Source organism: Actinotalea fermentans, from assembly GCF_007991475.1.
Taxonomy (GTDB): domain Bacteria; phylum Actinomycetota; class Actinomycetes; order Actinomycetales; family Cellulomonadaceae; genus Actinotalea; species Actinotalea fermentans.
This window is the reverse complement of sequence record NZ_BJYK01000011.1, coordinates 52,340-77,937: the sequence shown is the minus strand read 5'-3', so window position 1 is coordinate 77,937 and position 25,598 is coordinate 52,340. Positions and strand designations below refer to the sequence as shown.

The following is a 25,598-nucleotide window of genomic DNA, read 5'->3' as shown; positions in this document are numbered from 1 at the left end:
GTGGCCCGCCCCTCGGGGCGGGCCACGCCGCCGGTCCGGCGCCGTCCCCTACGCGCGCCGGGCGTCGCGCGGGGTCGCCGCGCACCTCCGGAACCACTCGAAAGGCCTGTCGTGTCCGACGCCACCGTCATCGTCAACGCCGACATCCCAGGTCCGCGCATCTCGCGGCACGTGTACGGGCACTTCGCCGAGCACCTCGGCGCGTGCATCTACGGCGGCTTCTGGGTGGGCGAGGACTCGCCGGTCCCCAACGTCGGTGGGATCCGGGCCGACGTCGTCGAGGCGCTCCGCGAGCTCTCGATCCCGAACCTGCGCTGGCCGGGCGGCTGCTTCGCCGACGAGTACCACTGGCAGGACGGCATCGGCCCGCGCGAGGAACGCCCGCGCATGGTCAACACGCACTGGGGCAACGTCGAGGAGAACAACCACTTCGGCACGCACGAGTTCCTCGCGCTGTGCGAGCAGCTCGGGACCGAGCCCTACGTCGTCGGCAACGTCGGGTCGGGCACGGTCCGCGAGATGAGCGAGTGGGTCGAGTACCTGACCCGGTCCGGGTCCTCGCCGATGGTCGACCTGCGTCGCGAGAACGGCCGGGACGAGCCGTGGCGCGTGCCGTTCTGGGGTCTCGGCAACGAGCCGTGGGGCGGCGGCGGCAACATGCGCCCGGAGGTCTACGCCGACCTCGCGCGCCAGTACGCGACCTTCTGCAAGAACCACGGCGACAACCGCCTCTACCGGATCGCCGCCGGGGCGTCGGAGGACGACTACGCCTGGACCGAGGCGCTCATGCGCGCGGTCGCCGACATGAAGGCGGCGCAGTTCCCGAGCCTGCCGTTCGAGGCGCTGTCCGTGCACTACTACACGATCGGCGGGACCTGGACCGACAAGGGCCCGGCGACCGGGTTCGACGAGGCGTCCTACTGGCGCACGATCCGCCGTGCCCAGGCCGTCGAGCCGCTCCTGCGCCGGCACATCGCCGTCATGGACCGCTACGACCCCGACCGCGAGATCGGCCTGGTCGTCGACGAGTGGGGCACGTGGTGGGACGTCGAGCCCGGCACCAACCCCGGGTTCCTGTTCCAGCAGAACACGATGCGCGACGCCCTCGTCGCGTCCCTGCACTTCGACGTGTTCCACCGGCTGGCCGAGCGCGTGGTCATGGCGAACATCGCCCAGACCGTGAACGTGCTGCAGGCGATGCTGCTGACCGACCCGGCGGACGGGACGCTCGTGCGGACGCCCACCTTCCACGTCTTCGAGATGAACAAGGTGCACCACGACGCGACGTCCGTCCCGGTGCACCTGCGCGCCCCGGGCGCGGTGCGCGAGCTGACCGACGGCGCCGTCCCGACGCTCTCGGCCTCCGCGAGCGTCGCGGGCGGCGCGTGCCACGTGTCGCTGACGAACACCGACCTCGAGCGGTCGCAGGACGTCACCATCGAGCTGCGCGGCTCGCGGGTCGGCGCCGTCGCCGGGCGGCTGCTGGCGCCGTCGTCGGTGGGGGCGTTCAACGCGGGCGCGCACCCGGCGGACGTCGCCCCGACGGCCGTCGACGAGCTCCCCGTGACGGCGAGCACGGTGCGGATCACCCTGCCGCCGCACTCGTTCGCCGTCGTGCGGGCGGAGCTGCCCGACCTGCCCTAGGTGCGGGACCTGCCCTCGCTGCCCGACCTGCCCTAGCTGCCCGACCTGCCCTAGCCGCCCGACCGAGTCCAGGCCCGACACCGAGAGGCACCCGTGGTCACCACCGTCGTCGTCCCCGCCACGCCCACCGGCCCTCTGCCCGACGCCTGGCGCACGTGCGTCGGCACCGGCCGCATGAACCTGGCGCTCCGCGCGGACTACCAGGACTCGCTCGCACGGGTGCAGCGCGAGATCGGCTTCACCTACCTGCGCGGGCACGGTCTGCTCAGCGACGACATGGGCGTGGTGCGCGAGTCGACCGTCGACGGCCGCACGTACCGTCGGCACGCGTTCACGTACGTCGACGAGGTCCACGACCGCCTGCTCGCCCTCGGCATCAAGCCCTTCGTCGAGCTGGGCTTCATGCCGACGGCGCTCGCGTCCGGCGACCAGACGATCTTCTGGTGGCGTGGCAACGTGACGCCGCCGCGCGACATGGGGGAGTGGTCGGCGCTGGTCACCGACCTCGTGCGGCACCTGGTCGACCGGTACGGCGTCGACGAGGTGCGGACGTGGCCGTTCGAGGTCTGGAACGAGCCGAACCTCGACATCTTCTGGGAAAACGCCGACTCCGGCGCGTACTTCCGGCTCTACGAGGCGTCAGCGCGCGCCATCAAGGACGTCGACGCGTCGCTGCAGGTGGGTGGCCCGGCGCTGGCGCCCGGCCCGACCGTGGACGGCTGGTGGGGTCCGTTCGCGGACTACGTGACGTCGCGCGACGTGCCGATCGACTTCGTCAGCCGGCACGCGTACGCGTCGCACGAGCCGCAGGAGATCCCGTTCGGGGTCTACCAGGGCTTCCGGGCGCCGTCGGACCTGCTGGAGCAGTTCGCCGAGCCGCGCCAGTCCCTCGCGGGGACCCCGCTGGCCGGGCTGCCCGTGCACATCACCGAGTTCAACACCTCCTACATGCCGACGAACCCGATGCACGACACGGCGTACAACGCCGCCTACCTCGCGCCGGTCCTGGCGGCGGGCGGCGACCTCGTCGACTCGTTCTCGTACTGGACCTTCTGCGACGTGTTCGAGGAGCTCGACGTCCCGACCTCGTTCTTCCACGGCGGGTTCGGCCTGCTCACGCACCGGCAGGTCGCGAAGCCGACCTACCACCTCTACGCCTTCATGGCCCGGATGGGCGCCCAGGTGCTCGCGCGCGGCGAGGACCACCTCGTCTGCGCCGACGCCGACGGGCGCGTCACCGTGCTGGCCTGGCAGCCGGTGGAGGGCACGGCGGCCGACCCGGCCCCCGAGCGCCACCACCTGCGGCTGTCGCTGCCGGTCGCGGTCGCCGGGGCGGCGTGCCCGGACGGGACCGGCGTCTTCGCGCTGCGCGAACGCGTCAACGAGTCGGACGGCAACGCCTTCACCGCCTGGCGCGAGCTGGGACGGCCGGCCTCGCCGACGCAGCGCGAGCTCGACGTCCTGCACGCGCTCGAGCGCCCGGCCGTCGAGCACGGCCGGCTGACGGTCGCGGGCGGGCGCGTGGAGCTCGACCTCCCGCTGGCCCGGCACGAGGTGACCTTCGTCGAGCTCGTGCCCATCCGGGACACGCACCACGAGGGCCTGGACGACCGGCGGATCCTCGGCGCCAGCCACGAGGAGTTCGTCCTCCCGCACGAGCGGACGGCGCCCGCCCGCTGACCCGGCGGGCCTCCGGACGGCTGGGCCCGGGGCGCGCGCACGGCCCCACGGCACCTACCCTGACCGGGTGGCCGGCGCTCGATCGGCGGACGGCGGCGGCGCACCACGTCGCCCGGGGAGGACGGTGACCGATGCCGGGTGGGCTCGCGGCGCTCCTGGACGACATCGCGGCGTTCGCCAAGCTGGCGGCCGCGTCCATCGACGACGTCGGCGCGGCTGCGGGCCGTGCGAGCGTCAAGGCGGCGGGCGTCGTCGTCGACGACACCGCGGTCACGCCGCGCTACGTCCACGGGTTCACGCCCGACCGCGAGCTGCCGATCATCCGGCGGATCGCCGCGGGCTCGCTGCGCAACAAGGTGCTCATCATCCTGCCGGTGGCGCTGCTGCTGAGTCAGTTCCTGCCGTGGCTGCTGACGCCCGTGCTCATGATCGGCGGCACCTACCTCGCCTTCGAGGGTGCCGAGAAGCTCTACGAGGCCCTGACCGGGCACCACCAGGAGAAGCGCTCGGTGCCCGCCGCCGCCGTCGGCCCCGAGACCGAGAAGTCGATGGTCAGCGGCGCGATCCGGACGGACTTCATCCTGTCCGCCGAGATCATGGTCATCGCGCTCAACGAGGTCGCCGACGAGGCCCTCCCGTCGCGGGCGGCGATCCTGCTCGTCGTCGCCCTCGTCATCACCGCCCTCGTCTACGGGGTGGTCGCGCTCATCGTGAAGGCGGACGACGTCGGGCTGCACCTCGCCCAGCGCCCCGGTCGGGCCGTCGCCGCGACCGGGCGGATGCTCGTCCGTGCCATGCCCCGGGTTCTCGCCGTGCTCTCCACGGTCGGCATCGTCGCGATGCTCTGGGTCGGCGGGCACATCCTCCTGGTCGGTGCCGACGAGCTCGGGTGGCACGCGCCCTACGAGCTCGTGCACCACCTCGAGGAGCTGCTGCACGACGTCGCGGGCGTCGGGCCGTTCCTCTCCTGGCTGGGCGGGACGCTGGCGTCGGCCGTCGCGGGGGCGCTGGTGGGCGCCGTCGTCGTGGCAGTGCTGCACCTTGTCCCGCGTCGGCGGAACCTGGGCGCGGACGCGGCCGGGGGCGAGACGGTGGGCGCCGGGCACTGACGCGGGCGCGCCCTGGCCGGTACCGTCCCCGCGTGGAGAACCGCGCGGTCAACGCCAACGACCTCCTCGCGTTCCTCGTCGAGCTCGCGGCGCTGGCCGTGCTCTGCGCGTTCGGCTTCCAGGTGGGCGGCCCGACGGCGGCGCGCGTGGCCCTCGGGGTCGGCCTGCCGCTCGTCGCCGCGGTGGCGTGGGGCCTGTTCGCGGCGCCGCGTGCGCGGTACGACGTACCCGCACTGCGGCTCGTCACCAAGGTGGTCGTCCTCGGCGGGGCGGCGGCCGCCTCGTTCGGGGTGCTGCCGCTCGGCGCGGCGGTGGCGTTCGCCGTCGTCGTGGTGGTCAACCTGACGCTGATGTACGTGGGGCCGTTCGCACGCTGAGCGGGTGCGGGTGGACCGCCTCGTGACGGGGCGGGTCACCCGCGCCCGGCCGTCAGGGGCTTCACCGCCCGGACGATCGCGCCGTGGAGGCCGTCCGCCACCTCGTGCGTGAAGGTGACCTCCGCGTCGGCGAAACCCGCGGCGGCGAGGAGCCCCAGGTACTCCGTGCGGGACAGTGCGCCGGCGATGCAGCCGACGTAGCTGCCGCGCTCGGCCCGGTCGGCGGGTGACAGGCGGTCCTCCGCGACGACGTCGGACACCCCGAAGCGCCCGCCGGGGCGCAGGACGCGGAAGGCCTCGCGCAGGACCGCGGGCTTGTCGACGGACAGGTTGATGACGCAGTTGGAGATGATCACGTCGACCTCGGCGTCCCCGAACGGCAGCTCCTCGATGCTGCCCTCGCGGAACTCGACGTTCGTGGCGCCCGCCTTGGCGGCGTTCGTCCGGGCGAGCTCGAGCATCTCGGGGGTCATGTCGACGCCGTAGGCGAAGCCCGTCGCCCCGACGCGGCGCGCGGAGAGCAGGACGTCGATGCCGCCGCCGGAGCCCAGGTCGAGCACGACGTCGCCCTCGCGCAGCTCGGCCACGAGCAGCGGGTTGCCGCACCCGAGGGAGGCCTCGACCGCCTCGGCCGGGAGGTCGGCGACGTCCGTCGCGTCGTACAGGCCCGCCCCGAAGATCTCGACCGCCTGCGGCCCGGACGGCGCGCAGCAGCTCGACCCGGCCGCGCCCGCGTCGACGACGTCGAGGGCGCCGGCCGGTCCGCAGCAGCCCTCGCCGACCGCGGTCGCGGCCCGGGCGTAGCGCTCGCGCACCTGGACCTTGAGGTCGTCGGCGTGGTCAGGCACGGAATCCTCCAAAGATTGACGAGCGTCGATGCCCTATCCTCACGCAGACATCGGCGTTCGTCAATGTATTCGTGACCTTGGTCCCTCGGAGCCGGGCGGCGCCGGCTCTACGTTTCGAATGTGACTGGTTCAAGCACCGTTGATGTGTCGGCCGCGGACGTGCTCTCCCGGGAGCAGCGGATCGAGCTGCTGCAGGCGCTGGCGGACCCGGTGCGGTGGGCCGTGCTGGAGGAGCTCGGCGCGGCGACGCGCTGCGTCTGCGACCTGCGTGAACGCGTCCCGGTGCCGGCCAACCTGCTCAGCTACCACCTCAAGGTGCTGCGCGACGCCGGCCTGGTCACCGCGACGCGTCGCGGTCGGTGGGTGGACTACGCGTTGGCCGACGACGCCGGTCGGCTCATGCGGGCGTCGCTGCCGGGCGGCGCGGGGGAGGGGTCGGCGTGAGCGTCGCCGAACGGCTCCGTGCGCGCACGCCGGTCCGGCGCTGGGTCGGCCTCGGCGTCGCCGCCGCGCTGTGGGTCGGGCTCTACCGGGCCAACCGTCCCCTGTGGGACTGGCTCCTGGGCGACGTCGTCGGCCTGGACCTGGAGAGCCGCCTGGGCTCGGGCGTCCACTTCTTCTTCTACGACTCGGTGAAGATCGCGCTCCTGCTCGTCGGGATCATCTTCCTGGTCACCGTGCTGCGCTCGTTCATGAGCGTCGAGCGCACGCGCGCGCTCCTGGGCGGCCGGCGCGAGGGGCTCGGCAACGTCATGGCCGCCGGGCTCGGCGTCGTGACGCCGTTCTGCTCGTGCAGCGCCGTGCCGGCGTTCATCGGGTTCGTCGCCGCGGGTGTCCCCCTCGGCGTGACGATGAGCTTCCTCATCGCCAGCCCGCTGATCAACGAGGTCGCGATCGCGCTGCTCTTCGGTCTCTTCGGCCTCGGCCCGACGCTCATGTACGTCGGGGCCGGCCTGGTGATCGCGGTCGTCGCCGGCTTCGTGCTGGGCCGGCTGCGGATGGAGCGCTGGGTCGAGCCGTTCGTCTTCGAGACCCGCCTCGGCGGGAAGGTCGTCGACTCGACGGTCGGCCTCACCTGGGACGACCGGATCCAGATGGGCGTCGAGGAGGTCGCCACGATCCTGCGGAAGATCTGGCCCTTCCTGCTCGTCGGCATCGGGCTCGGGGCGGTCATCCACGGGTGGGCGCCCGAGGACTTCTTCGCCACCTACGCGGGCGCGGACAACCCCCTCGCCGTGCTCGTCGCCGTCGCCATCGGCGTGCCGCTCTACTCGAACGCCGCGGGCGTCCTGCCGCTGGTCGACGCGCTGTACGACAAGGGCCTGCCGATGGGCACCCTGCTCGCCTTCATGATGGCGGTCGTCGCGCTCAGCCTGCCCGAGCTGATCCTGCTCCGCCGCGTCCTGGCGCCCCGGCTCATCGCGACCTTCGTCGGCGTCGTCGCCGCCGGGATCGTGGCGGTCGGTTACCTGTTCAACGCCGTCCTCTGAAGGGAACCCTCGTGAAGATCAAGGTCCTCGGCCCCGGCTGCGCGAACTGCGTCAACCTCGAGAAGGCGACGCGCGAGGCGGTCGCCGCCCTCGGCATCGACGCCGAGATCGAGAAGGTCACGGACTACGCCGAGATCGCCGCCTACGGCATCATGCGCACGCCCGGCCTGGTCGTGGACGAGGAGGTCGTCCTCTCCGGGCGCGTGCCGACGGCCGCGTCCGTGCGCGAGCTCCTCGAGCCGCTCGTCGCCGGAGGTGCCCGGTGAGCGGCGCGACCACGGCCCCGAGCGTCGGCTTCGTGGGCGCGGGCCGGGTCGCCCGCATCCTGCTCGGCGGCTGGGCGCGCGCGGGCGTGCTCCCGACGGACGTCCGCGTCGTCGACCCCGACCCCGCGGCCGTCGAGCGGCTCCTGGCCGCCGAGCCCACGGCGCGCGCGGCCGACCTGGCGGAGGTGGCCGCCGCGGACGTCGTCCTCGTGGGCGTGCACCCGCCGGCCATGAGCCAGGCCATGGCCGACCTGGCGCCCGTGCTCGGCCCGGACACCGTCGTCGTGTCGCTCGCGCCGGTCGCGCGGATCGCGACGCTCGCGGCCGCGCTCGGGGACCGGCAGCTCGCGCGCGTGATCCCCAACGCCCCGTCGATCGTGGGCGCCGGCTTCAACCCGGTCGCCTTCGCGCCGACGGCCACGCCGGGGACCCGGGCGCTCGTGCTCGGCCTGCTCGCGCCGCTCGGCGAGGCGCCCGAGGTCGCCGACGAGGACCTCGAGGCCTACGCCGTCCTCACCGCCATGGGCCCGACGTACCTCTGGAAGCAGCTCTACGCGCTGCTCGACGTCGCGGACGGTGCCGGCCTGGCGCCCGACGCCGCCGCGCACGCCCTGGCGGCGATGGTCACCGGCGCGCTGCGCACGATGGCGGACGCAGGCCTCGCGGCCGACGCCGTGCAGGACCTCATCCCGGCCAAGCCGCTCGCGGAGCCCGTCGCCACGATGAGCGCCGCCTACGGCGAGGTCCTCCCCGCCCTGCACGCCAGGCTCAGCGGTCGGGTGGCCGCGTCGGCCTGACGTCGCGGCCGCGCCCGGCGCGGTGCGGGAAGGGGTGTCATGGACGCCGGGACGCTGGTCGTCGTCGCGGTCGGGCTGCTGGCCCTGGCCGTCGCCTCCGGGATGCTCGGGCTCGGGGTCGCGTTCGCCGCGGTGCCGTTCCTGGGCTTCTTCCTGGGCGACCTGGTGCACGAGGTGCAGCCGCTGAGCCTGTTCCTCAACGGGGTGACGGCGATCTTCGCGGCGGTGGGCTTCGCGAAGAGCGGCCTCGTGGCGTGGCGGCCGGCGCTCCTGCTCACGGGGGTGACGGCCGTCGGCGCGCCGCTGGGGTCGTGGCTCGCGCAGGGCACGGGCCAGGCGTGGCTGTGGGGTCTGTACCTCGTCGCGGTGGGCTACCTGGCGGTGCGGATGTTCCGCGGCGGCGGCTCGGCGGGGGAGGGGCCGGGGCGGCCACGGCTGGGACTCGCCCTCGTCCTGGCGGTGCCGATCTCCGTGCTCGCCGGTCTCCTGGGCGTGGGGCCCGGCTTCCTCCTGATGCCGGTGCTCGTGCTGGCGGGCTACGAGCCCAAGCTGGCCGCGGGCATCAACGCCGTCGCCGTGACCATGCCCTCGTTCACCGCGCTCGTGCCGCACCTGCGCACCGCCGAGGTGGACCTGGGTGTGGCGGCGGTGCTCGTGGTCGTCGGGGCGGCGGGCTCGTTCCTCGGCGCGCGTCTGACCAGCCGTTTCGTCTCCGGGCCGACGCTCAAGCGGGTCTTCGGGGTGCTGATCGTGGTCATGACGGCGGTGAAGGTCGTGACGCTCGTGACGGCGTAGCGCGCTTGGGGGTCACGTCGTCGGGCAGGCCTGACCGACGGTGCTGCGCCGGCGCGCGAGCCCGGCCGCGGCCACCGCCAGCGCCACGAGGGCCGGGCCCAGCGTGTGGGGGGCGGAGGCGACGAGGGCGACGGCCGCCAGGACCGTCAGCGCGGGCATCGCGGCGCACGGGGCGCAGCCGAGGGCGTCGCGTGCGCGCCCGCCGCGCGTCGGCACGTAGGTCGACACGGTGGAGGCGCCGACCACCGACGTCAGGGCCACGGCGACGAGCCAGGTCCCCGGTGCGCGGGACCACCCGCCGCCCGCCGATGCTGCGAGGAGGAAGACGGCCGGCGCGAGCGCGGCGGTCGCGCCGAGGCGTCGCCGATCAGGGCGCCGGGGCCGGCGCGACGTGACGTGCGCGCCCCCCGTCGCGACGGCGTCGGTCACCGGCGGACCGGGCCGCCGGCGCGCTGCCACGCGGCCATGCCGCCGGAGATGCTCGCGGCGTCGAAGCCCAGGGCGCGCAGCTGCTTGGCGCCCGCGCGGGAGCGCATGCCGCTCGCGCAGACCACGAGGACGGGTCGGTCCGTGCGCAGGCGCCGCGGCGCCCGGTCGATCTCGCCGAGGGGCACGTGGACGGCCTGCGGGGCGTGCCCCGCGCGCCACTCGTGCGCCTCGCGGACGTCGACGAGGGCGGCGCCGCCGCCCACCAGCTCGAGCGCGCGGCCGGCGGAGACGCTCGACCCGAGCCGGCCGTCGCCGCCCGCCCCGAAGAGCCCACGGAGACGGTCGCGGAGTGAGGGGGACTGCTCGGTCATGGCGGGGCTCCTGGGGTCGGGATCGCTGACGAGAGGATACCCCGGGGGGTATCTGTTCCGCCAGGCCGACCTCAGGTCGCCGTCGTCGTGGGCCGATCGTCCCGAGCGACGTCGCCACGGCGCGGCCGCACCGCCGTCTTCATCGGAACTTCATGGTTCCTCAGTCGGTTCTCGTGGCGCCGGCCCGACGCTCCTGGTGGCGCCGGAACCGGTCCGGCCCGGAGGGAGACCTCCGAACCGAGAGGACCGTCATGGTCGCCACCGCCCCTTCGCCAGCCGGGGTGCCCACCGAGGCGCCCGCCCTGCCCGCGACCGCGGTCGTCCGCGGGCACGCGTTCCGCGTCGCCGCCGTCGCCGGCGTGAGCCTCGCGATCGCGGTCGCCGCGCTCCTCCTGCCCGCCTGGCCCGCCGGGGAGGACATGGGGTCGACGCACTACATGGGCCTGCTCGCGGCGAACCAGCCGTGGAACCTGCTGCTGTTCATGGCCGTCCCGGTCGTCCTGGCGGAGACCATCGCCGTCAGTGAGCTGGCGATCCTCTTCCGGCGGACGGTCCACCCGGTGGTCGCCGGCCTGAACCGGTACGCGGGGCTCGTGGCGGGCTTCTACTTCCTGGGCGTGCTCGTGTACCTGACCAAGCACGCGGTGATCCCGCTGACCACCGGGTTCGCCTGGCGCGGGGTCGCGGACGTCGTCGCGGTCGGCTTCTACCTGATCGGCATCGTGCCCCTGTACGGCATGTCGTTGCTGGAGACGCGCGTCGTCGGTGCGGCCTGGGACGACCAACGGCGGCTCAAGGTGCACGCGACGCTCGTCGGGCTGTTCCTCGTGGTCGCCCACATCGCCATGATCGCCGGCATGCTCGACCCGTCGGTCCTCGGCTGGGACGCGACGCACCTCATGGACGACGGCGCCCGGATGGACGGGGTGACCCACTGAGCGCACCGCGGAGGACGGCCGGACCCTCCCCGGCCGTCGACGCCCCTGTCGGAGCGGACCAGGTCGCGCCGACAGGGCGTCGCCCGTCGTCTACGGTTGCTCCCCTATGACTGCGAAGAACGTCCCCGGCCTGACCGCCTGCGCCCTGTGCGCGGGCGAGACGCTCGGCGACCGCGACCCGCTGGACGGCGGGCAGCGCGCCCGCCTCGACCGGCTGGCCGCCTGCGGCGTCGCGCGCCTGACCTACGTCGACTGCCTCGACGAGTGCGAGCGGGGCGACGTCGTCGTGGCCCGGCCGTCGTCCCGGCACCGCGCCCAGGGGGTGGGGCCCGTGTGGTTCGAGCGGCTGGCGGGCGACGCCCTCACCGACGAGCTCGAGCGGTGGCTCGCCGACGGCGGCCCCGGTGCGCGCCCGGTGCCGACGGCGCTGGCCGCGGTCGCGATCGCGCGCACGGGTGAGCCGGAACCGGCGCCCGAGCCGCACGCCCATCACCACCACGAGGAGAGCGAGGACGCCATGAGCGGGACCATGGTCATCGACCCGGTCTGCGGGATGAGCGTCGACCCGGCCACGGCCGCCGCGACCGCCGAGCACGACGGTGTGACGTACCGCTTCTGCGCGAAGGGCTGCCAGAAGGCGTTCCTCGCCGACCCCGCGCAGTACGTCTGACGGTCGGGGTGCCGCCCCGGCTCAGCGGATCGCGTCGAGGACCGCGGTGCACGCGGCCTCACAGGCGCGGCACGCCTCGGCGCAGACCCTGCAGTGCTCGTGCATGCCCGCGTGCGCCTCGCACTCGTCAGCGCACGTCCGGCACGCGGTGAGGCACGCCTCGAGGTGCGCCCGGGTGACGTTCGCGTCGTCGCCGGTGTGGCGGGACAGGATCCGCTCCGTCGCGGTGCAGCTGTCCGCGCAGTCGAGGTTGGTGCGGATGCACGTGCGGAGCTCGGCGACCATGTCCTCGGACAGGCAGGCGTCGGCGCACGCGGTACAGGCCTGCGCGCACTCGGCCAGGGCGTCGATCGCCGCGGCGATCAGGCTGCGGTCGAGCGTGAGGGTGGCGGGGTAGGTCTCGAGCATCGCGGTCGACTTCATGGCATCTCCTCGCTCGGTGGCGGGAGCCACCCGGCGGGGCGGCCCCCTCGCTGCCCTCTCGACGCTAGGTGGCGCCCCCGCCCGGGGCATCCGGGGAGAGGTCCCCTGCTCGGTCTTCATCGAACCTTCATCACCGCCGGGTATGGCCCGGGGGCCCCCGGTGGTTGCATGAGTACCCCCCAGGGGTATCGCTTCGACGAAGGGTGGTCCCGAGATGGATGCACGACGCACGGTGCTCAGGGTGGGTGGGCAGCACTGGGCCACGTCCACGGCCGCGATCGAGCGCGTCCTGACCCGGCGCCCCGGGGTCCTGACGGTGGAGGCCAACGCCGTCGCGCAGACGGCGACCGTGTCCTACGACGCCGAGGTCACCTCCGTCGCCGACCTGGCCGGCTGGGTCGAGGCCTGCGGGTACCACTGCAGCGGACGTTCCGTCCCGGACCACGTGTGCGACGCGATGGCGGAGCCGGCCCCGGCGGGCCACGCCCACGCTGTCTCGCCGCACGAGGCCATGGGCCACGGTGGGCACCACGGCGGGGGCTCGATGGCCGACATGGTGCGCGACATGCGCAACCGCTTCCTGCTCGCCGCCCTCCTGTCGGTCCCGGTCACGCTCTATTCGATGATCGGTCGGGACATCCTCGGCTTCACCGCGCCCGCCCCGTTCGGCCTCCGCGACGACGTCCTCATGCTGCTGCTCTCGCTGCCCGTCGTCTTCTACTCCGCCTGGATCTTCTTCGACGGCGCCTACCGGGCCCTGCGCGCCCGCACGCTGGACATGATGGTGCTCGTCGCCGTCGCGGTGGGCACGGGGTGGCTCTACAGCGTCCTGGTGACCCTCACCGGTGGCGGCGAGGTGTTCTACGAGGCGGCGGTCGTGCTCACGACCTTCGTGCTGCTCGGGCACTGGTTCGAGATGCGCGCCCGCGGCGGCGCGAACGACGCCGTCCGGACGCTCCTCGAGCTGGCGCCGCCCCGGGCGACCGTCCTGCGCGACGGCGTCGAGCGCGAGGTGCCGACCGCGGACGTCGTCGTCGGCGACCTGCTGCTGATCCGGCCGGGTGCGAAGGTGCCGGTCGACGCCGTGGTCCAGGACGGCGAGTCCGAGGTCGACGAGTCGATGGTCACCGGCGAGAGCCTGCCCGTGCGCAAGGAGCCGGGGGCGCCGGTCGTCGGCGCGTCGATCAACGTGAGCGGCACGCTGCGGGCCAGGGCCACGAAGGTGGGCGAGGACACGGCGCTGGCGCAGATCGTGGCGATGGTCCAGGAGGCGCAGAACTCCAAGGCCCCTGGGCAGCGGCTCGCGGACCGGGCCGCGTTCTGGCTCGTGCTCGTCGCCCTCGTCGGCGGCACGGCGACGTTCCTCGTCTGGTGGCTGGCCGGCGCGGGCGTCCCCGCCGCGCTGCTGTTCGCCATCACGGTCGTCGTCATCACCTGCCCCGACGCCCTCGGGCTCGCGACCCCGACCGCCATCATGGTCGGGACGGGCCTGGGCGCCGGGCGCGGCGTGCTCTTCAAGAACGCCACGGCGCTCGAGGCCTCGGCGCGCGTCGACACGGTCGTCCTCGACAAGACCGGCACGCTCACCACGGGCACGCCCGAGGTGACCGACGTCGTCGTCGCCCCCGGGGCGGACGAGGCGGAGGTGCTCGCGCTCGCCGCGGCGGTCGAGAGGGAGTCGGAGCACCCGCTCGCGCGTGCCGTCGTCCGGCGAGCCGAGGACGCCGGCGTGCGACGGCTGAGCGCCACCGGGTTCCGGTCGGTCGCCGGGCACGGCGCGACGGCCGTCGTCGACGGACGCCGGGTCGTGGTCGGGAACCGTCGCCTCATGGCGGCGGAGGGCGTCGCGGTCGGCGACCTCGCCGCCGACCGGGCGAGGCTGGCCGACGCCGGTCGCACGGCCGTCCTCCTGGCGGTCGACGGCCGGGCCGTCGCCGTGATCGCCCTGGCGGACGCGGCCCGGCCGACGGCCGCCCCGGCCGTCGCGGCCCTGCACGGGCTGGGCGTCGAGGTCGTCATGCTCACCGGCGACAACGAGGCGACCGCCAGGCGGATCGCCGCCCAGCTGGGCATCGACACGGTGGTCGCCGAGGTGCTCCCCGGCGACAAGGCGGAGAAGGTCGCCGAGCTGCAGCGCGCTGGCCGCCGCGTCGCGATGGTCGGGGACGGGGTGAACGACGCCCCCGCCCTCGCGACGGCCGACGTGGGCATCGCCATCGGCGCCGGGACGGACGTGGCGATCGAGACCGCCGACGTGGTGCTCATGCGCTCCGACCCGCTCGACGTGCCGACGGCCCTGACCGTCGGGCGCGGCACGCTGCGCAAGATGCGGCAGAACCTCGGCTGGGCGATCGGCTACAACGCGGTCGCGCTGCCCATCGCGGCAGGCGTGTTCGAGCCGTCGTTCGGCCTGTCCCTGAGCCCGGAGATCGCGGCGCTGTCGATGTCGGGCTCGTCGGTGATCGTGGCCGTGAACGCCCTCCTGCTCAAGCGCCTCCGGCTGCCGGCGAACGCCGCGACCACCGCGCTCGACGTGCGGCCCGCCGCCGACCGTCGCAGCATCGAACACGCAGGGACGACGGCACACCACCACCGGGAGGACGGTGCCTGAATGGGGGCAGCGAAGGCGTCGCGGGACCAGAGGCGGGCGGCCGTGGAGGCGTTGCGCGCCGAGCAGGCCAGGGCCGAGCGACGGCGCACGCGGATCCTTCTGGTGACGGTGGTGCTGGTGGTCCTCGCGCTCGCCATCCCGGTGGCCCTCGTGCTGGTGCGGGAGACACGCGAGCAGGAACGGCTGGCCGCGGCGGCGGAGGAACCCATCGAGGGCGAGGAGCAGGTCGAGGTGGACTCGGCCGGACACGTGACCGAGGACGTGCCGTACGAGCCGCCGGCACCCGTCGCCGAGGGGACGAGGCTGCCGCCGGTCGGCGGCGACCACGACCCGACGCCGCAGAACTGCGGCTTCTACGACCAGCCGGTCCGGGACGAGCACGCCGTGCACTCGCTCGAGCACGGTGCCGTCTGGCTCGCGTACCACCCGGACGCCGCCGAGGGGGACGTCGACCGGCTGCGCGAGATCGCGCAGACCACCCCGTACGTGCTCGCGAGCCCCTACGAGGACCTCGCGGCGCCGGTGGTGGCGACGGCCTGGGGTGTGCAGCTCGAGCTGGACACGACCGACGACGAGCGGCTCGACGCGTTCCTCGCGCGCTACGTCCAGGGTGAGCAGACGCCCGAACCGGGAGCGGCCTGCAGCGGCGGCGTCGGCGCGCCGCTCACCTGACCGCCCCCGCGATCAGAGCGCGTTGCGGAGGTTCGTCATCTCGGTGATCTCGGCCGTCTGGTCGTCGATGATCGCGCCCGCGAGGCGGACCGCCTCGGCGTTCTCGCCCTCGCCCCGCTCCTGCTCGGCCATCACGATGGCGCCGCGGTGGTGCTCGATCATCAGCTCCAGGAAGCGGCGGTCGAACTCGGCACCGGTGAGCCCGGACAGCTCGGCCATGGCGGCCTCCTGGTCCATGCCCTCCATCTGCATGCCCTCGTGGCCCATCCCGCTCATGTCCGCCTCGGCGGGCAGGTCCTCGCCCCAGGCCTCCAGCCAGCCGGACATCGTCGCGATCTCCGGGCCCTGGGCTGCGGCGATGCGCTCGCCCAGGGCGCGCACCTCGGCCGAGGCCGCGGTCGCCACGGCGAGCTCGGCCATCTCGATCGCCCCCTCGTGGTGGACGATCATCATCTGCGCGAACTCGGTGTCGGCGGCGTTGTGCGCGTCCGCGGCGACCTCGTCCGTCGCGTCCTGCTCGGTCGTCGCCCGGTCCGTCGCGGGGCCGGTCCCGGTGGACGTGTCGGCGTCGGCGCCGCACGCGGCGAGTGCGAGGGCGGCGGCCGCGGTGAGGGCGGCGGCCGAGAGGGTGCGAAGGCGCATCGGGTCTCTCCCAGCGGGCTGGTCGGCGGTGGGCGCCGGTGGGCGGCCCGGGCGAGGTGTCATCGTCGGGCGCCCGGGGTTGAGGGACGGCTGAGGTTCCATCAAGGTTCGCTGAAGGCGACCGGGACGGGCGTCGTCGCCGGGTGTCGTCGATGGCCTTCAGCGACTCTTCATCGTTCCGGCGTCGCTTCTTGACCCTGCCGGGGGAGCGTTGCACCCAGGCGCCGAGAGCCGGCGCCGTGGTCCGCGCAAGGGTCGGAGGTCGCCATGGGGCCGTGGTGCGCGCAGATGGGCGTCGGTGGCTGGGCGGGGACGGCGGCGTTCTGGCTGGTCGTGGTCGCCCTTGCCGTCTGGGCCCTGACCCGGTTGTTCCCGGCCCGCCCGGCGGACGGCGCCCGAGCGACGCTCGACGCCCGCCTCGCGCGCGGGGAGATCGACCCCGAGACCTACCGCCTCATCCGCGAGGAGCTCGACGGCCTCGGCTCCGCCACGAAGGGACCTCGATGAACGACCACCTGCGTACCCACGGCCGGCACATGCTCGTCGGGGGCGCCGCCGTCGCCGTCCTCCTCGTCGTGCTCGGCGCCGGCTGGCAGCAGGCGGTCAGCTGGGGGCTCCTGCTGGCCTGCCCGCTCGGCATGCTCGGCATGATGTGGTTCATGGCGCGCGGCCGCGGTGACGGCCAGCACGGTCACCAGCACGGTCACCGGGACGGTCACCAGGACGGTCACCAGCAGCCCGTCAGCGCGCCGCCCGTCGCGGGGGCTCGACCGGGAGCGTGACGGTGAACGTGGCGCCCGAGCCCCGGCCGGCGCTGGCCACGCCCACTGAGCCGCCGTGCGCCTCCACCAGAGCCCTGGTGATGGCCAGCCCGATGCCGGATCCGCCGCTCGCGCGGTCCCGCGCCGTGTCGGCGCGGTAGAAGCGCTCGAAGACGTGCGGCAGGTGCTCCGCGGCGATGCCCCCCCCGGTGTCGGCCACGGTGAGCGTCACATGCGTCACGTGCGTCCCCGTGCGGCTCGGGTCGCGCCGCGCCGCGATCGTCACGCGGCCGCCCGCCGGGGTGTGCCGCAGCGCGTTGTCCACGAGGTTCCCGAGCACCTGGGCCATCCGTTCGGGGTCCGCGGCGATGGGCGGCAGGCCGGGCTCGACGTCGGCCGTCAGCGCGATCGCCGCGGCCTCGGCCCGTTCCCGGGCCGCGAGGTGGGCGAGGTGCACCAGCTCGCCCGGGTCGGTCGGCACCGGCGAGAGGGCCAGCTCGCCGGACTCGGCCTTCGTGACCGCGGCGAGGTCCTCCGCGAGCCGGGTGAGCCGCGCGCTCTGGGCCCGCAGGACGGCGAAGGTCTCCGGTCCCGCCTCGACGACGCCGTCCTCGAGGCCCTCGAGGTGCGCGTTCAACGTGGCGACGGGCGTGCGGACCTCGTGCGCGACGTCGGCCAGCAGCCGGTGCCGCAGGTTCTCGCTCTCCTCCAGCCGGGCGGCCATCTGGTTGAAGGCGAGCACGAGCTCGTCGAACTCCCGGCCCATGTCGGGCGCGGGCACCCGGGCGGCGAACCGGCCGCCGGCCACCTGGCGGGCCGCCGTCGTGAGGGCGGCCAGGGAGGCGCCGATGCGACGCGTCAGCACGACGCTGACCGCGAGCGCCACCAGCGCGGCGACCGCCAGCGCGATGCCCAGGGCGAGCCCGGAGGCCGTGCGGAAGGCCTCCTCGGCGTGTGCCACGGCGTCCTCGGCAGTGCGCATCCCGCCGACGCCCAGGTGCTCGTGGAAGATCGCCGGCCCGACGGCGCCGGCGACGAGCCAGGCGGTGACGCCGGCGGTCGCCAGCACGAGGGCGAGGGCGACGAGCAGGCGGCGGCCGAGCCCACCGCCGCTCGCACCGCCCCGGCCGGGGCCGCCGTCGGCGGTCGTCACGCGCCGGTCCCGATGCGGTAGCCGACCCCGCGGACGGTGCGGACGTACTGCTGACGGTCCGCGGAGTCGCCGAGCTTCTGGCGCACGTGCAGCACGTGCACGTCGACCAGGTGCTCGTCGCCGACCCAGCTGCCGCCCCACACCGCCTCGATGAGCGCGGCGCGGCTGAGCACCGCTCCGGGCCGGAGCGCGAGCGTGACCAGCACGTCGAACTCGGTGCGCGTCAGGTGGACCAGCTCGCCGCCGACGCGCGCCTCGCGGGCGGCGACGTCGATGGTGAGGTCGCCGATCGTGATCGGCGGGGCGGCCGGCGCGGCCTCGGTCGCGTCCACCCGGGCCGAGCTGCGCGGGCGGCGGAGCATCGCCCGGATCCGGGCGACCAGCTCGCGCGGGCTGAAGGGCTTGGTCAGGTAGTCGTCCGCGCCGACCGAGAGCCCGACGAGCGTGTCCAGCTCGTCGGCCCGGGCGGTGAGCATGATGACGTAGCAGTCCGAGAAGGTGCGCAGCTGGCGGCAGACCTCGAGGCCGTCGATGCCCGGCAGACCGAGGTCGAGCACGACCACGTCCGGGTCCAGCGAACGGGCGCGCTCGAGGGCGTCCTCCCCGCGGTGCGCGACGGCGACCTCGAAGCCGTCCCGCGTGAGGTAGCTGGACACGACGTCGGCGAGTGCGGGCTCGTCGTCCACGACGAGCGCCCGGAGCGGCACGCTGCTGGGTGCGGTCACCCGGCCATTGTGCGCGACGCCGCGCCGTCCGCCGGGTGGCGGACGGCGGCGGGGACCGGTCTTCATCGAACCTTCGTCATTCCTCGACCGGCATCGCTGGGGGAGGGGCCGACAGTGCTCGGGTCACCACTGCGAAGGAGATCCCGTGACGACGTCCGACGCCATGCCACCGCCCGGCACCCCCACCGCCGTGACGGTGGTGCACAGCCAGGCGTGCCACTTCTGCGACGACGCGCTGGACGCGCTCGCCGAGCTCGGGTCGCGGCACGCCCTCGAGGTGTCCGTCGTGGAGATCGACTCCCCGCTCGGGGCGACGCTGGTCGCCGTCCACCGGCCGGCGATGAACCCGCTCGTGCTCGTCGACGGCGCGTTCTTCAGCTCGGGCCGGCTGCCGCGCCGCAAGCTGGCACGGCTCCTCGAGGCGCGCGAGGCCGCCCTCGCGACGGCGGGACGCTGAGATGGGCTCGGAGCTCCTGACGACCGGCAGCATCCTCGCCGCGTTCTTCGCCGGCGGCGTGGCGCTGTTCGCGCCCTGCTGCATCGTGTTCCTCGCGCCGAGCTACCTCGCCGGGGCGATCAAGAACAGCCGGTGGCGGCTGCTGCCCCTGACGTTCGTCTTCGCCGCCGGCCTGGGCCTGGTCCTGGTCCCGATCACGCTCGGGATGAGCCTGCTGTCGGGCGCGATCGCCAAGTACCACCAGCCGCTGTACTGGGCCGGCGGCACCCTCATGTTCGCCCTCGCTGCGCTCGCGCTGTCGGGCCGGATGTGGTCCATGCCGTCGATGCTCCGCGCCCCCGACACGACGCGCGGCGACACCGCGAGCTTCTTCGCCCTGGGCGTGTTCTCGGGCATCGCGTCGAGCTGCTGCGCCCCGGTGCTCGCGGGCGTGATGACGCTCTCGGTGCTGTCCGGCTCGCCGATCGGTGGGCTCGCGCTCGGCGTCGCCTACGTCTTCGGCATGGTGTTCCCGCTCTTCGCGATGGCCCTGGTCTGGGACAAGGCGAGGCTCGGTGAGAAGCGCTTCCTGCGGGCGAAGCCGGTCCGGTTCCGCGTCGCGGGGCGGCTCGTGGTGACGAACACCGTCAACGTGGCGGTCGCCGCCGGGTTCGTGGTCATGGGCGGGTTCGTCCTCGCGCTCGCCGGATCCAAGGACATGACCGGGGGCACCGCCGCCCAGGCCTGGGCCAGCGAGCGGCTGACCACCCTGTTCGCCGAGGTGCAAGACGTCCTGAGCCCGGTCCCGGAGTGGCTCCAGGGCCTCGGGATCCTCGCCCTGGCCGCGGTGTTCGTGTGGGCGACGCTCGCCGAGCGCCCGATGCCGTGGCGCCGCACCCCGGTCCCGGTCGACGCCGCGCCGGATCTCCCGCACTGCCACGCCCCGGCCGCGCCCGCGGCCCTCGACGAGAAGGACTGAACCATGACCTCCGGAACCGCGATCCGGCGCCAGGCCGAGCGCCGTGAGCTCGACGACGTCCGCCAGGTGCAGGCGGCGGCGCAGCGCCGTCGCGCGCTGCTCGCCCGCGTGGCCGGCCTCGCGGCGCTGCTGCTCGTCGTCGGCGTCGTGGCCGCGATGCTCGCCTCCGCGCGACCGGAGACGAGCAGCACGGCGGTCGAGGCCCCCGGCTTCACGCTGCCGATGAGCGACGGCTCCACGGTCTCGCTCGCCCAGTACGCCGGGCGACCGGTGATCCTCTACTTCAACGAGGGCGCGGGCTGCGACTCGTGCCTGCTGCAGATGGCCGAGATCGAGAAGGAGCCGGGCTTCGCCGAGGCGGGCATCGAGGTGCTGCCGATCGTGATGAACACGGCCGACCAGATCAACGCCGACCGGGAACGGCTGGGCGTCCGGTCGGCGTTCGCGCTCGACGACGGCACGGTCGCCGCGGCGTACGGGACGCTCGGCACGGGCATGCACGCCGGACTGCCGGGCCACGGCTTCGTCCTCGTCGACGCCGACGGCGTGCAGCGCTGGTACGGCAGCTACCCGTCGATGTGGCTGGACCCGGCCGAGCTCCTGGACATCGCCCTCGAGCGCCTCGCGGACCCCGACGTGCCCTGACGGTGCCGACCGGGACGGCGCCCGGGAGGCACCCGGTCAGTCCGCGGGCGGCGCGGCCAGGCGCGCGACGCAGAGGCTCGGAGCGACGAACGGCTCGAGGCTGACGGCGTCCCACGGCGCCCGCAGCTCGGCCAGCGCTCCCTGCATGAGGCCGAGGTGGATGGCGCAGACGACGTCCGTGTGCTGCGTGGCCACCTCGAGGAACGGGCAGTGGTGCAGGTCGACGGTCGCGCCGTCGTCGTCGGTACGGACCTCGGGCTGGAAGCCGATCTCACCGAGCAGCCGGCCGACCCTCGCGAGGCCCTCCTCGCCGCTCACCGGCTGCGACGGCAGCCCGCGCTCGACGAGGTGGCGGCCCCACGCACGTCCGGCCTGGATCGCGGGCGCGCCCGCGCCGTCCATCGAGGCGACAAGGCCGGTGAGCATCTCGGCGAGCAGGCCGTAGCTGCGCGCGCCCTCCGCCGCCGCTGCCGCGTAGACGACCCGCCGGCGGCCGGGCGTCGTCCGCGCCTCGAGCTCGCGGCGGGCCTGGCCGCCGGCCACGAGCCCGTCGAGGTGGAACCGGGCGGTGTTGGGGTGCAGGCCGGTCGCGTCGGCGACCTCCTGCACCCCGAGCGGCCGGCCGGCGTCGCGCAGGGTCGCGAGCACCTGCGCGCGGCGGGTCCCGAGCGGCGTGGACTCCTGCGCGTCCGCCAGTCGTCGGGTCACTCGGGCCCACCTCCCGCCTCGGGATCGCGTCCCGGCCGCGCCGTCGGCGGCCGAAAACACGAAGATCTCGGCCCTACGATACGGCGACCCGGCCGATCCGGACCTGCCACACCTCGGGGCCCTGCTCCAGGTAGTCCCAGGTGAACCGGCCGGGCTGCTCGGCGCTCAGCTGGTGGAAGAGCGGCTTGGGGTCGTGGTCGTTGACGAGCACGAACGCGCCGCCGTCGGCCAGCCCGTCGAACGTCGAGAAGATCAGCTGGTGCCGCGTCCGGGGCAGCTCGGTGCGGACGTCGAGGACCTGCTCTGCCTGGCTCATCACTACCTCCGATTGTTTTTACTATCGAGTTAGTGAAAACTACACCCATGAGCCCCGCGAACCACACCCCCCCTAGCGGGCGGGTGCCTCGATGAGCCGGGCTCCCCTCTCGGTCACCGGGCTGCTCGACGCGACCGAGGTCGACCAGCTGCGCGAGCAGCTGCACGCCGTCATCGACCCCGAGCTCGGCATCGACATCGTCTCCCTGGGCCTCCTGTACGGCCTCGAGCTGAACGGCCGGGTCGCGGCCGTGACCATCACGACGACGACGCCGGCCTGCCCCCTCGGGGAGTACCTCACGGACGAGGTCCGCCGGGTGCTGCTGGGCAGCGGCGCCGTCGACCGGGCCGAGGTCGTCGTCACGCACCGGCCCGCGTGGTCGCCGCAGATGATGAGTCCCGACGCGCGACGGGCGTTCGGATGGTGACGGCGGTGCCCACGGCGGCGCCCGTGGAGCCTGCGCCGACGGCCGCCCCCGCCGTGCCGTGGCGCCGCATCCCGGTCTTCCTGACGGCGGTGGTGTGCCTGGTCGCCGGGCTCTGGGGCGGGCTGCTGCTGCTGGGCCTGCCCGTCCCCGCCGTCACCGGCGCGACCGCCTCGGAGCACGGGCCCCTCATGGCGCTGGGCTTCCTGGGCACGGTCATCTCCCTCGAGCGCGCGGTCGCCCTCGGGCGGCCCTGGGGGTTCCTCGCGCCCGCGTGCGCCGGGCTCGGGGGCGTCGCGGTGCTGCTCGGGCTGGCCATGCCGGGCCGCCTCCTGCTCACGACGGCGTCGATCCTCCTCGTGGTCGTCTACGTCGTCGTGCACCGCGTGCAGCCGGCCCTGCACCTGCGCGTGATGGCCCTCGGCGCGGTCTGCTGGTACGTCGCCGGCGTGCTGTGGCTCGGCGGCTGGCCCGTCCCGCGGCTCGTGCCCTGGCTCGCGGGGTTCCTCGTCCTGACGATCCTGGGGGAGCGGCTCGAGCTCGCCCGCGTCGGGCTGCTCCGGCCGCGGTCGGGGCGCGTGCTGGCGGCGGTGACGGGCGCGTTCGTCGTCGGCGTGCTGCTCGCCACCGCGCAGGGCGCGGAAGGGCCGGCCTGGCTGCCGGGCGGCGCAGGGGTCCGCCTGGCGGGGCTGGCCCTCCTCGCGCTCGCGGCGTGGGGCGCGGTGCACGACGTCGCGCGGCGCACCGTGCGGGTCCCCGGTGTCACGCGGTTCATGGCGGTGTGCCTGCTCGCCGGATACGCGTGGCTCGCGGTGGCCGGCACGGTCTGGGTCGTCGCGGGCGACCTGGGCGCGAGCGTGGCGGTGTACGACGCCGCCCTGCACGCCGTCTTCCTCGGCTTCGTGATGTCGATGATCTTCGGCCACGCGCCGGTGATCGTGCCGGCCGTGCTGCGCGTCCGCCTGCCCTTCCACCGGTCGTTCTACGCCCACCTGGCGCTGCTGCACGGCGGCCTCGTCGTCCGCCTGCTCGGCGGCGACGCCCTTGGGTCGCCGGCGGCGTGGCGGGTCGGCGGGGTCGCCACGGAGGTGGCCGTGCTGGCGTTCCTCGCGGCGTCGGCCGTCGCGGCGAGGAGTGCGCGACGGCGCGCGCGCCGCGCGGCGGGGGTGGTCGCGTGAGCGGGGCGCAGGTCGGCGACCGGCGAGGGCTGCTGGGTGGGCTGGCGCTCGGGGCGGTCATGCTCGCCGTCGCGCTGGTCGTGGCGTTCGGCGGCGGGGCCGGCCCGGCCGCGCAGACGCTCGCGCTCGCGGGGGGCTCGGGCACCCAGACGGTCCAGGTGACCCTCGCGGGGATGCGGATCACGCCGTCCTCGGTCGAGGTCCCCGCCGGTACGCACCTGGTGCTGGAGGTCACCAACGCGGACGGCATGCGGCACGACCTCGTGCTCGACTCGGGCGAGCGGACGCCGCTCCTGGCGGAGGGTGAGTCGGCGACCCTAGACCTCGGAGCCGTCGACGCGGCGCGGTCCGGCTGGTGCACGGTGGCCGGCCACCGGGTCGCGGGGATGACGATGAGCGTCGTCGTGACCGGGGCCGCCGCCGAGGCGGACGCGCCGCCGGCGCACGCCACGGACGGCCCCGCGGACCCGGAGGTTGTCGTCCTCGACCCGCTGGCGTCGCCGGGCCCGGACTGGCGCCCGTACGACCCGCACCTGACCCCGCTGCCGGGCGGGACCGAGCACACCCTCCGGCTCGCGGTCACCGACTCCGACGTCGAGGTCGCCCCCGGCGTCCGGCAGACGCTGTGGACCTTCAACGGGACCGCGCCGGGCCCGACCCTGCACGGCCGGGTCGGCGACCTCTTCACGATCACCTTCGTCAACGACGCGAGCACCGGGCACGGCATCGACTTCCACGCGGGGTCGCTGGCGCCGGACGAGCCGATGCGCACGATCGACCCGGGCGAGGAGCTGACCTACCAGTTCGTCGCGCGCGGCTCGGGCGCGTGGCTCTACCACTGCAGCACGATGCCGATGGCGCTGCACATCGCCAACGGGATGTTCGGGGCGGTCGTCATCGACCCGCCGGACCTGCCGCCGGTGGACACCGAGCTGGTGCTGGTCCAGTCCGAGCTGTACCTCGCCGCGCAGGGCGGCAGCGCCGACGAGGCGGCGCTCGCGGCGGAGCGGCCGACCGCGGTCGTCTTCAACGGCTACGCCGACCAGTACGTGCACGCACCCGTGACGGTGGGCGTCGGCGACCGCGTGCGCATCTGGGTGGTCGACGCCGGCCCCCAGCGCGGGACGTCCTTCCACGTCGTCGGCGCCCAGTTCGACACGGTCTTCAAGGAGGGCGCCTACCTGCTGCGTCCGGGGAACGCCGAGCACGGGCTCGCGCAGGCGCTCGACCTCGCCCCCGGGCAGGGGGGGTTCGTGGAGCTCGTGCTCCCCGCGCCGGGCCACTACCCCTTCGTCGACCACGCGATGGTCGACGGCGAGCGGGGTGCCCGCGGGATCCTGGAGGCGGTCCCGTGAGCGTCTGGTCCCTCGTCCGGTTCGTGCACGTCGTCGGCGCGGTGATGTGGCTCGGCGGCCAGCTCACGGTCTCCGCGCTCGTCCTGCCGGTCGCGCGCCGGCGCCTCGACGAGCGCGTCCGGGCGGACCTCATGCGCACCCTGGGCACGCGCCTCGGCATCGCGACGGTCGTGGCGTTCGTGCCGCTGCAGCTCGCCACCGGTGTGCTGCTCGCCGCGCACAAGGGCGTCACCTGGGCGTCGCTGGCCGACCCCGGCTACGGGCGACTGCTGGCGGGCAAGCTCGTCGCGTTCGTCCTCGTCATGCTCGCCGCCGGGCTCCACGGCTGGGCGAACGGCGTCGGGCGGCGCACGCTGGCCCGAGCGCTCGCCGTCGGCTCGCTCGCGGGGTCGTTCGTGGTCGTCCTGCTCGCCACGGCCCTGCCGGCGAGCTGAGTCGGCGCCCGGGCCGCGGGCGCCGCGTCCAACGAGAGGAGGAGCCGTGACCTACGTCATCGGGGCACCGTGCATCGACGTCAAGGACCGTGCCTGCGTGGAGGAGTGCCCCGTCGACTGCATCTACGAGGGCGAGCGCTCCCTGTACATCCACCCCGACGAGTGCGTCGACTGCGGGGCCTGCGAACCGGTGTGCCCGGTCGAGGCGATCTACTACGAGGACGACCTGCCGACGGCGCTGATGCCCTACCTGGCGGACAACGCCGCGTTCTTCGAGCAGACCCTGCCCGGCATGCCCGCGCCGCTCGGGTCTCCGGGCGGCGCGGCGAAGCTCGGCACCGTCCCGTCCGACACGCCGCTCGTGGCCGGTCACGTCGTGCGCTCCGGGCTCGCCGGAGACGTGCACACCGAGTAGCGGGGCCCGGCGCGACGGCCCCGCGTTCGTGAAGGTTCTTCGAAGATGGCCGCCCCAGTTGCCCGATCGGCGGACTCTCGGGTTACCGTGTGCCCACCCCGCCACCGTTGGTGGGGCGTCGAGACGGCACGCCGAGTCCTGCCGCCCGTCTCGTCCCTCCACGTCAGTGCGGCAGGAGCGGGGGACCCAACTTCCGGGCGCGCAAGCGTCCTCGGGGTGAAGCCGGGGTCCTTCTCGAAGGGCCCGGCCGGGTGTTCTCCCACCCGAATCCGACAGCTCACCTCGTAGGCGGCAGGAGAGGTACTGC

Annotated in this window: 32 protein-coding genes and 1 riboswitch; of the genes, 23 read left to right on the top strand and 9 right to left on the bottom strand. The window is 74.5% G+C overall.

The window, feature by feature from the left end:
* The first annotated feature begins 111 nt into the window (after positions 1-111).
* From AFE02nite_RS15725 to AFE02nite_RS15710, 4 genes are all read left to right on the top strand, one after another.
* Complete coding sequence (locus AFE02nite_RS15725; protein ID WP_034245007.1) at positions 112-1,644, top strand: alpha-N-arabinofuranosidase; 1,533 nt, start codon at positions 112-114, stop codon at positions 1,642-1,644.
* A gap of 93 nt (positions 1,645-1,737) precedes the next feature.
* On the top strand, positions 1,738-3,324 hold the full coding sequence (locus tag AFE02nite_RS15720; RefSeq protein ID WP_034245008.1) for a GH39 family glycosyl hydrolase: 1,587 nt from the start codon (positions 1,738-1,740) through the stop codon (positions 3,322-3,324).
* A 131-nt stretch (positions 3,325-3,455) separates the two neighbouring features.
* Positions 3,456-4,433 carry a DUF808 domain-containing protein gene (locus AFE02nite_RS15715; protein WP_034245010.1) on the top strand — a complete coding sequence of 326 codons (978 nt, stop codon included), beginning with the start codon at positions 3,456-3,458 and terminating at the stop codon, positions 4,431-4,433.
* Between the two features lie 32 nt (positions 4,434-4,465).
* Positions 4,466-4,810 carry a YrdB family protein gene (locus AFE02nite_RS15710; protein WP_034245011.1) on the top strand — a complete coding sequence of 115 codons (345 nt, stop codon included), beginning with the start codon at positions 4,466-4,468 and terminating at the stop codon, positions 4,808-4,810.
* Between the two features lie 35 nt (positions 4,811-4,845).
* Here the strand turns inward: AFE02nite_RS15710 and arsM are convergent, their stop codons facing one another.
* Positions 4,846-5,658, bottom strand: coding sequence for an arsenite methyltransferase (gene arsM, locus AFE02nite_RS15705; RefSeq protein ID WP_034245013.1), 813 nt, complete (start codon positions 5,656-5,658; stop codon positions 4,846-4,848).
* A gap of 144 nt (positions 5,659-5,802) precedes the next feature.
* On the opposite strand from arsM, the gene AFE02nite_RS15700 reads away from it, so the two are divergent.
* From AFE02nite_RS15700 to AFE02nite_RS15680, 5 genes are read left to right on the top strand one after another with little or no spacing between them, the layout of a single operon-like run.
* Positions 5,803-6,102: an ArsR/SmtB family transcription factor gene (locus AFE02nite_RS15700; protein ID WP_034245015.1), complete on the top strand. Its 300-nt coding sequence runs from the start codon at positions 5,803-5,805 to the stop codon at positions 6,100-6,102.
* Complete coding sequence (locus AFE02nite_RS15695; protein WP_034245017.1) at positions 6,099-7,148, top strand: permease; 1,050 nt, start codon at positions 6,099-6,101, stop codon at positions 7,146-7,148. The genes AFE02nite_RS15700 and AFE02nite_RS15695 overlap by 4 nt, the downstream gene beginning before the upstream one ends.
* Before the next feature lie 11 nt (positions 7,149-7,159).
* Positions 7,160-7,414 carry a thioredoxin family protein gene (locus AFE02nite_RS15690; protein ID WP_034245019.1) on the top strand — a complete coding sequence of 85 codons (255 nt, stop codon included), beginning with the start codon at positions 7,160-7,162 and terminating at the stop codon, positions 7,412-7,414.
* On the top strand, positions 7,411-8,211 hold the full coding sequence (locus tag AFE02nite_RS15685; RefSeq protein ID WP_146819998.1) for a pyrroline-5-carboxylate reductase family protein: 801 nt from the start codon (positions 7,411-7,413) through the stop codon (positions 8,209-8,211). Before AFE02nite_RS15690 ends, AFE02nite_RS15685 begins: the two co-directional genes overlap by 4 nt.
* Before the next feature lie 39 nt (positions 8,212-8,250).
* A complete protein-coding gene (locus AFE02nite_RS15680; protein ID WP_146819997.1) occupies positions 8,251-9,006 on the top strand; it encodes a sulfite exporter TauE/SafE family protein in 756 nt (251 codons plus the stop codon).
* A gap of 12 nt (positions 9,007-9,018) precedes the next feature.
* On the opposite strand, the gene AFE02nite_RS15675 is transcribed toward AFE02nite_RS15680, so the two are convergent.
* Together AFE02nite_RS15675 and AFE02nite_RS15670 are read right to left on the bottom strand one after the other, a co-directional pair.
* The gene (locus AFE02nite_RS15675) at positions 9,019-9,435 is read right to left on the bottom strand and encodes a hypothetical protein (protein ID WP_146819996.1); all 417 of its coding nucleotides are present in this window, start codon (positions 9,433-9,435) and stop codon (positions 9,019-9,021) included.
* On the bottom strand, positions 9,432-9,806 hold the full coding sequence (locus AFE02nite_RS15670; protein ID WP_146819995.1) for a rhodanese-like domain-containing protein: 375 nt from the start codon (positions 9,804-9,806) through the stop codon (positions 9,432-9,434). The genes AFE02nite_RS15675 and AFE02nite_RS15670 overlap by 4 nt, the downstream gene beginning before the upstream one ends.
* Positions 9,807-10,057: 251 nt before the next feature.
* On the opposite strand from AFE02nite_RS15670, the gene AFE02nite_RS15665 reads away from it, so the two are divergent.
* Entirely contained in the window at positions 10,058-10,744 is a 687-nt protein-coding gene (locus tag AFE02nite_RS15665) for a DUF6803 family protein (RefSeq protein WP_146819994.1), read from the top strand.
* Between the two features lie 106 nt (positions 10,745-10,850).
* A complete protein-coding gene (locus tag AFE02nite_RS17860; RefSeq protein WP_261765665.1) occupies positions 10,851-11,414 on the top strand; it encodes a YHS domain-containing protein in 564 nt (187 codons plus the stop codon).
* Between the two features lie 21 nt (positions 11,415-11,435).
* Here AFE02nite_RS17860 and AFE02nite_RS15650 read toward each other — a convergent pair whose 3' ends face one another.
* On the bottom strand, positions 11,436-11,837 hold the full coding sequence (locus AFE02nite_RS15650) for a ferredoxin (protein ID WP_034246396.1): 402 nt from the start codon (positions 11,835-11,837) through the stop codon (positions 11,436-11,438).
* Between the two features lie 214 nt (positions 11,838-12,051).
* On the opposite strand from AFE02nite_RS15650, the gene AFE02nite_RS15645 reads away from it, so the two are divergent.
* Both AFE02nite_RS15645 and AFE02nite_RS15640 read left to right on the top strand, forming a co-directional pair.
* The gene (locus AFE02nite_RS15645) at positions 12,052-14,448 is read left to right on the top strand and encodes a heavy metal translocating P-type ATPase (protein WP_052113702.1); all 2,397 of its coding nucleotides are present in this window, start codon (positions 12,052-12,054) and stop codon (positions 14,446-14,448) included.
* Positions 14,449-15,120: a DUF3105 domain-containing protein gene (locus AFE02nite_RS15640; protein ID WP_034246399.1), complete on the top strand. Its 672-nt coding sequence runs from the start codon at positions 14,449-14,451 to the stop codon at positions 15,118-15,120.
* A gap of 12 nt (positions 15,121-15,132) precedes the next feature.
* Here AFE02nite_RS15640 and AFE02nite_RS15635 read toward each other — a convergent pair whose 3' ends face one another.
* Positions 15,133-15,762 carry a DUF305 domain-containing protein gene (locus tag AFE02nite_RS15635; protein ID WP_034246402.1) on the bottom strand — a complete coding sequence of 210 codons (630 nt, stop codon included), beginning with the start codon at positions 15,760-15,762 and terminating at the stop codon, positions 15,133-15,135.
* Positions 15,763-16,029: 267 nt separating this feature from the next.
* On the opposite strand from AFE02nite_RS15635, the gene AFE02nite_RS15630 reads away from it, so the two are divergent.
* Positions 16,030-16,269 carry an SHOCT domain-containing protein gene (locus AFE02nite_RS15630; protein ID WP_034246405.1) on the top strand — a complete coding sequence of 80 codons (240 nt, stop codon included), beginning with the start codon at positions 16,030-16,032 and terminating at the stop codon, positions 16,267-16,269.
* A complete protein-coding gene (locus AFE02nite_RS15625) occupies positions 16,266-16,544 on the top strand; it encodes a hypothetical protein (RefSeq protein WP_034246407.1) in 279 nt (92 codons plus the stop codon). The genes AFE02nite_RS15630 and AFE02nite_RS15625 overlap by 4 nt, the downstream gene beginning before the upstream one ends.
* On the opposite strand, the gene AFE02nite_RS15620 is transcribed toward AFE02nite_RS15625, so the two are convergent.
* Both AFE02nite_RS15620 and AFE02nite_RS15615 read right to left on the bottom strand, forming a co-directional pair.
* Positions 16,504-17,676, bottom strand: a complete 1,173-nt coding sequence (locus tag AFE02nite_RS15620; RefSeq protein ID WP_034246409.1) for a sensor histidine kinase — start codon at positions 17,674-17,676, stop codon at positions 16,504-16,506. The genes AFE02nite_RS15625 and AFE02nite_RS15620 overlap by 41 nt on opposite strands.
* Positions 17,673-18,401 (bottom strand): response regulator transcription factor, encoded by a 729-nt coding sequence (locus AFE02nite_RS15615; protein ID WP_034246411.1) that lies wholly within the window; start codon positions 18,399-18,401, stop codon positions 17,673-17,675. Before AFE02nite_RS15615 ends, AFE02nite_RS15620 begins: the two co-directional genes overlap by 4 nt.
* Before the next feature lie 145 nt (positions 18,402-18,546).
* Here AFE02nite_RS15615 and AFE02nite_RS15610 point away from each other — a divergent pair, with 145 nt between their 5' ends.
* The 3 genes from AFE02nite_RS15610 to AFE02nite_RS15600 are packed head-to-tail and all read left to right on the top strand — an operon-like array spanning position 18,547 to position 20,461.
* A complete protein-coding gene (locus AFE02nite_RS15610) occupies positions 18,547-18,858 on the top strand; it encodes a glutaredoxin family protein (RefSeq protein ID WP_261765664.1) in 312 nt (103 codons plus the stop codon).
* A 1-nt stretch (position 18,859) separates the two neighbouring features.
* Entirely contained in the window at positions 18,860-19,816 is a 957-nt protein-coding gene (locus tag AFE02nite_RS15605) for a cytochrome c biogenesis CcdA family protein (RefSeq protein ID WP_034246413.1), read from the top strand.
* Positions 19,817-19,819: 3 nt separating this feature from the next.
* Positions 19,820-20,461, top strand: a complete 642-nt coding sequence (locus AFE02nite_RS15600) for a peroxiredoxin family protein (protein WP_034246415.1) — start codon at positions 19,820-19,822, stop codon at positions 20,459-20,461.
* A gap of 36 nt (positions 20,462-20,497) precedes the next feature.
* Here AFE02nite_RS15600 and AFE02nite_RS15595 read toward each other — a convergent pair whose 3' ends face one another.
* Together AFE02nite_RS15595 and AFE02nite_RS15590 are read right to left on the bottom strand one after the other, a co-directional pair.
* Positions 20,498-21,169, bottom strand: coding sequence for a helix-turn-helix transcriptional regulator (locus AFE02nite_RS15595; RefSeq protein WP_034246416.1), 672 nt, complete (start codon positions 21,167-21,169; stop codon positions 20,498-20,500).
* 73 nt (positions 21,170-21,242) lie between these two features.
* Complete coding sequence (locus AFE02nite_RS15590; protein ID WP_052113703.1) at positions 21,243-21,485, bottom strand: DUF2249 domain-containing protein; 243 nt, start codon at positions 21,483-21,485, stop codon at positions 21,243-21,245.
* A 91-nt stretch (positions 21,486-21,576) separates the two neighbouring features.
* Here AFE02nite_RS15590 and AFE02nite_RS15585 point away from each other — a divergent pair, with 91 nt between their 5' ends.
* Genes AFE02nite_RS15585 through fdxA form a run of 5 tightly spaced genes read left to right on the top strand, consistent with a single transcriptional unit; the run spans position 21,577 to position 25,291 of the window.
* Complete coding sequence (locus tag AFE02nite_RS15585) at positions 21,577-21,912, top strand: metal-sulfur cluster assembly factor (RefSeq protein WP_052113704.1); 336 nt, start codon at positions 21,577-21,579, stop codon at positions 21,910-21,912.
* A 5-nt stretch (positions 21,913-21,917) separates the two neighbouring features.
* Positions 21,918-23,087, top strand: a complete 1,170-nt coding sequence (locus AFE02nite_RS15580; protein WP_222594419.1) for a hypothetical protein — start codon at positions 21,918-21,920, stop codon at positions 23,085-23,087.
* Positions 23,084-24,442 (top strand): multicopper oxidase domain-containing protein, encoded by a 1,359-nt coding sequence (locus AFE02nite_RS15575; protein WP_222594418.1) that lies wholly within the window; start codon positions 23,084-23,086, stop codon positions 24,440-24,442. Before AFE02nite_RS15580 ends, AFE02nite_RS15575 begins: the two co-directional genes overlap by 4 nt.
* Positions 24,439-24,876, top strand: coding sequence for a hypothetical protein (locus AFE02nite_RS15570; RefSeq protein WP_034248181.1), 438 nt, complete (start codon positions 24,439-24,441; stop codon positions 24,874-24,876). Before AFE02nite_RS15575 ends, AFE02nite_RS15570 begins: the two co-directional genes overlap by 4 nt.
* 46 nt (positions 24,877-24,922) lie before the next feature.
* Positions 24,923-25,291: a ferredoxin gene (gene fdxA, locus AFE02nite_RS15565; RefSeq protein WP_052113963.1), complete on the top strand. Its 369-nt coding sequence runs from the start codon at positions 24,923-24,925 to the stop codon at positions 25,289-25,291.
* 121 nt (positions 25,292-25,412) lie between these two features.
* Positions 25,413-25,596, top strand: a riboswitch (cyclic di-AMP (ydaO/yuaA leader).
* The last annotated feature ends 2 nt before the right edge of the window (positions 25,597-25,598 follow it).